Below are 5535 nucleotides of genomic sequence, written 5' to 3' on the forward strand. Positions count from 1 at the left end.
CAGGTGGCGGCGCTGCTGGCCGAGGTGTCCCCGGGGCACCCGCTGACGGCGGTGATCCACACCGCGGGCGTGCTGGATGACGGGACGATCGCCTCGCTGACGCCCGAGCGGCTGGACACCGTACTGCGACCCAAGGTGGACGCCGCCTGGCACCTGCACGAGCTCACCCGTGACGAGGACCTGGTGGAGTTCGTGGTGTTCTCGTCGGTGGCGGGGACGTTCGGCGGGGCGGGGCAGGGCAACTACGCGGCGGGCAACGCGTTCCTGGACGCGCTGGTCCAGCACCGGAGGGCCGCGGGACTGCCCGCGGTGTCGCTGGCCTGGGGCCCGTGGTCGCAGGACGTCGGGATGACCAGCCGGTTGTCGCAGGCGGACGTGCAGCGGTGGAACATGAGCGGCCTGCTGCCGATCTCACCCCCGCAGGGCATGGCCCTGTTCGACGCGGCCGTCGCGTCCGGCGAGTCGGCGGTCGCACCCGTACGCCTGAACATGCCCGCGCTGCGGGCGCACGCGGCGCTGCCGCCGATGTTGAGCGGGCTGCTTCCCGCGGTACGCCGCTCGACGGCCGCCGCCCCGCAGGTGCGGAGCAAGCTGCCGCAGAGACTGGCCTCGCTGGGCGCCGCGGAACGCGTCGAGGTCCTCCTGGAAGTGGTGCGGACCGAGGTGGCGCTGGTGCTGGGGCACGCCACGCCGGAGACGGTGGAGGTGCGGCGGGAGTTCCGCGAGCTCGGCTTCGACAGCCTCACCGTGATCGAACTGCGCAACCGGCTGAACGCCGCGACGGGACTGCGCCTGTCGGCCACGGTGGTGTTCGACTATCCCACCCCCACCGTGCTGGCCAGACACCTGCTCGACGAGCTGATGGGCGCGCGGCCGGAGGTCGCGGACACGGTGCCGCAGGTGCCGCCGCCGGTGACCGACGACCCGATCGTGATCGTGAGCATGGCCTGCCGCTACCCGGGCGGGGTGAACTCCGCCGAGGACCTGTGGCGGCTGGTGGCCGGGGGCGGGGACGGGATCGGCGGTTTCCCGACGACCCGTGACTGGGACCTCGACGGGCTGTACAACCCGGATCGGGAGAGCCGCGGGACCAGCTACGTGCGCGAGGGCGGCTTCCTGCACGAGGCCGGGGAGTTCGATCCGGGGTTCTTCGGGATCTCCCCGCGTGAGGCGCTGGCGATGGACCCGCAGCAGCGGCAGCTGCTGGAGGTGTCGTGGGAGGCCTTCGAACGGGCCGGGATCGACCCGGCCTCGCTGCACGGCAGCCGTACCGGCGTGTTCGCCGGGATGATGTACCACGACTACCGGTCGGGACGCCTTGAGTTCCCGCCGGAGGTGATGGGCTTCATGGGGACCGGCACCGCCGGAAGCGTGCTGTCCGGCCGGATCTCCTACACCCTGGGCCTGGAGGGGCCGGCGGTGACGGTGGACACCGCCTGCTCCTCCTCCCTGGTGGCGATCCACCTGGCGGTGCAGGCGCTGCGCGCGGGCGAGTGCTCGCTGGCGGTGGCCGGCGGCGTGACGGTGATGGCGTCGCCGAGCGCGTTCGTCGACTTCAGCGCGCAGGGCGGGCTCGCCGGTGACGGGCGGTGCAAGTCCTACTCGGACGCGGCTGACGGGGTGAGCTGGGCCGAGGGCGCCGGCATGGTCGTGCTGGAGCGCCTGTCGGACGCGCGTCGCAACGGTCACCGGGTGCTGGCGGTGGTACGGGGCTCGGCGGTGAACCAGGACGGCGCGTCCAACGGCCTGACGGCGCCGAACGGTCCTTCACAGCAGCGGGTGATCCGCCAGGCCCTGGCCGGCGCTGGACTGTCCCCCGCCGAGGTGGACGCGGTGGAAGGCCACGGTACGGGAACGACGCTGGGCGACCCGATCGAGGCTCAGGCGCTGCTGGCGACCTATGGCCAGGATCGGCCGGAGGGTCGTCCGCTGCTGCTGGGTTCGATCAAGTCGAACCTGGGTCACACCCAGGCGGCGGCCGGTGTGGCGGGCGTGATCAAGATGGTCATGGCGCTCCGGAACGGCGTGCTGCCCCGGACGCTGCATGTGGACGCGCCGTCGTCGCACGTGGACTGGTCGATGGGTGCGGTGGAGCTGCTGACCGAGAACAGGGGCTGGCCGGAGGCCGGTCGCCCGTGGCGGGCGGGGGTGTCGTCGTTCGGGATCAGCGGCACCAACGCGCACATGATCCTGGAGCAGTTCCCCGAGGGCGACACCGAGGAGGCGCGGGGCGAGGCCGAGCCGGGTGTGGTGCCGGGTGTGGTGCCGTGGGTGGTGTCGGGCCGGACCGATCAGGCACTGCGGGCGCAGGCCGGACGCATGGCCTCGTACGTGGACGGCGAGCCCGGCCTGGGGCTCGGCGATGTGGCGTTCTCGCTGGCCACGACGCGGTCGGCGTTCGAGCACCGGGCGGTGGTGCTGGCCGGTGATCGTGAGGGCGCGCTGGCCGGGCTGCGAGCCGTCGCCGAGGACCTGCCGGGCGCCGGTGTGGTGCGCGGGGTGGCCGGGGACGAGCCGAAGCTGGCGGTGCTGTTCACCGGTCAGGGCAGCCAGCGGGCCGGCATGGGCCGGGGGCTGTACGAGCGGTTCCCGGTGTTCGCCGAGGCCTTGGACGAGGTGATCGCCGAGCTGGATCCGCTGCTCGACGGGTCGTTGCGTGACGTCCTGTTCGCCGAGCGGGCGGAGGCGCTGGACCGGACCGGGTGGGCGCAGCCCGCGCTGTTCGCGGTGGAGACGGCGCTGTTCCGGCTCATCTCCTCGTGGGGTGTCAAGCCGGGCGTGCTGGCCGGGCACTCGATCGGGGAGATCACCGCTGCCCACGTGGCGGGAGTGCTGTCCCTGGCTGACGCGTGCGCGCTGGTGGCGGCGCGGGGCCGGTTGATGCAGGCGCTGCCGGCCGGTGGGGCGATGGTGGCGGTCCGATCCTCCGAAGAGGAGCTGGCCGAGCTGCTGGCGGGCCGCGATGGCGAGGTGTCGGTCGCGGCGGTGAACGGCCCGTCCTCGGTGGTGATCTCCGGGGTCGAGGAGGCGGTTCTTGAGATCGCCGCCGTTCTCGAAGGGCGCGGGGTCAAGACGCGGCGCTTGCGGGTGTCGCACGCCTTCCACTCGCCGTTGATGGACCCGATGCTGGAGGAGTTCCGGGCGGTGGCCCGGACGCTGACCTACGACCCGCCGCGGATCCCGGTCGTGTCGACCCTGACCGGTGAGGCGGCGACGGCCGAGCGGCTGTGCTCGCCGGACTACTGGGTGGAGCAGGTCCGCGGCGCGGTCCGCTTCGCCGACGGCATCCGCACCCTGCACCGCCAGGGTGTGCGGGCGTTCCTGGAGCTCGGCCCCGACGGGGTGCTGACCGCGATGGCCGCCGACACCCTCGCCGTCGACTCGTACGAGCCGGATGCCGTGCTCGTGCCGGTGCTGCGCGGGGACCGGGACGAGCAGGTCGCGTCCATGACGGCGCTGGCCGAGCTGCACGCGCACGGGGTGGCGGTCGACTGGCGGGCCGTCCTCCCCGGCGCCCGCCGGGTCGACCTGCCGACGTACGCCTTCCAGCACCGGCGGTTCTGGCCCAGGAGGGCGGGGACCGGCGCGGGCAACGTGGCCGCGGCCGGGCTGGCGACGGCCGGGCACCCGCTGCTGGGCGCCGCCGTGGGCCTGGCCGACTCGGACGGCGTGCTGCTGACCGGGCGGTTGTCGGTGCGGTCGCATCCGTGGCTGGCCGACCACGTGGTCTCGGGAACGGCGATCTTCCCGGGGACCGGGTTCCTGGAGCTGGCGATCCGGGCGGGCGACCAGGTCGGCTGCGACCTGGTGGAGGAGCTCACCCTGACCGCCCCGCTGACGCTGGGCGAGAACGACGCCGTCGCGGTGCAGGTATGGGTGGGCGCGGAGGAGGAGACGGGCCACCGCGCCGTGAACATCTACGCGCGGCCGGCCGAGGCCGCGAGCGACGAGCCGTGGGTACGGCACGCCACCGGCACGCTTGCCACAGGTGACGAGGCCGCCGCGCCGTTCGACGCCACGGTGTGGCCCCCGGCCGGCGCGACCGCCATCGAGCTGGACGGCCTGTACGAGGAGCTGGCCGCGGGCGGGTTCGTCTACGGCCCGGTCTTCCGGAACCTGCGCGCCGCCTGGCACGGCGCCGACGGGGAGGTGTTCGCCGAGGTCGCGCTGCCCGAGCAGGCCGGTGACGCCGGTTCGTTCGGGATGCACCCGGCGTTGCTGGACGCGGCGCTGCACGCGGTTCCGTTCGCCGGGCTGGAGCCGGTCGAGGGCGGCCGGTTGCCGTTCTCGTGGGGCCGGGTGAGCCTGCGCGCGGGTGGCGCGTCGGTGCTGCGCGTGCGCCTGGCCAGGACGGGTGACGACTCCGTGTCGCTGGTCGCGGCGGACGCCGCCGGTGAGCCGGTGCTGTCGGCGCGTTCGCTGGTGCTGCGGCCGGTCGCGGCCCACCGGCTCGCCGCCGCCGGTGGTCGCGGTGTGGAGCGGGACGGGCTGTTCCGGGTCGAGTGGAGCACGCTGCCCGAGCTGCCTGAGCCGGCCGCCGGGCTGAGCGTGGCCGAGCTGACCGGGCTGAACGGGGACCTCGCCTCCCTGGATCCGGTGCCGGACGTGGTGACGTTCACCGTCGCCTCCTCCGAGAACACCGGCGAGGTGGCCTCGGCGCACGAGGTGACGGCCGGGGTGCTGGGTCTGCTGCGGGAGTGGCTGGCCGACGAGCGGTTCGCGGCTTCGCGTCTGGTGTTCGTCACCCGGGGTGCGGTCGCGGCCGGTGAGGGTGAGGCGGTCGCCGATCTGGCGGGCGCGGCGGTGTGGGGGTTGGTGCGGTCGGCGCAGTCGGAGAATCCGGGCCGGTTCGTGCTGGTGGACGTCGACGGTGAGCTGTCCTCGCCGGTGCCGGCCGGGGTGCCGGCGTGTGGCGAGCCGCAGGTGGCGGTGCGTGCCGGTACCGTGCGGGTGCCCAGGTTGGCGGCGCTGGCCTCGGGCGCGGGGTTGTTGCCCCCGGCCGACGGAGGGCCGTGGCGGCTGGGCAGCCGGGCCAAGGGCAGCCTGGACGCGCTGGAATTGCTGCCGTTCCCGCAGGCGGCCGAGCCGTTGCGGGACGGGCAGGTTCGGGTGGAGGTGCACGCGACCGGGGTGAACTTCCGGGACCTGCTGGACGGGCTGAACGCGCTGGGCTGGTTCCAGGACAGGGTCGGCCTGATGGGCGGCGAGGTCGCCGGGGTGGTGCTGGAGGCCGGTCCCGAGGTGAAGGGCCTGTGCCCGGGGGACCGGGTGATGGGCCTGTCCGAGGGCGGCTTCGGCCCGGTGGTCGTCGCCGAGGCCACGACGTTGGTGAAGGTCCCCGAGGGGATCTCCTTCGAGCAGGCCGCGACGATCCCGGTGGCGTTCCTCACCAGCTACTACGGGCTGATGGACCTGGCCAGGTTGCGGGCGGGGGAGAAGCTGCTGGTGCACGCCGGTACGGGTGGTGTGGGTATGGCGGCGATCCAGTTGGCGCGGCGGTTGGGTGTGGAGGTGTTCGCGACGGCGAGTCCGGCC

1 protein-coding gene is annotated in these 5535 nt (G+C 74.0%); it reads left to right on the plus strand.

The window, feature by feature from the left end; genetic code table 11:
* A partial coding sequence (locus tag AC5L38_RS43860; protein WP_495248756.1) for a beta-ketoacyl synthase N-terminal-like domain-containing protein occupies window positions 1–5535 on the plus strand: 5535 nt, incomplete at both ends.

It is taken from the genome of Streptosporangium nanhuense, from assembly GCF_059358815.1.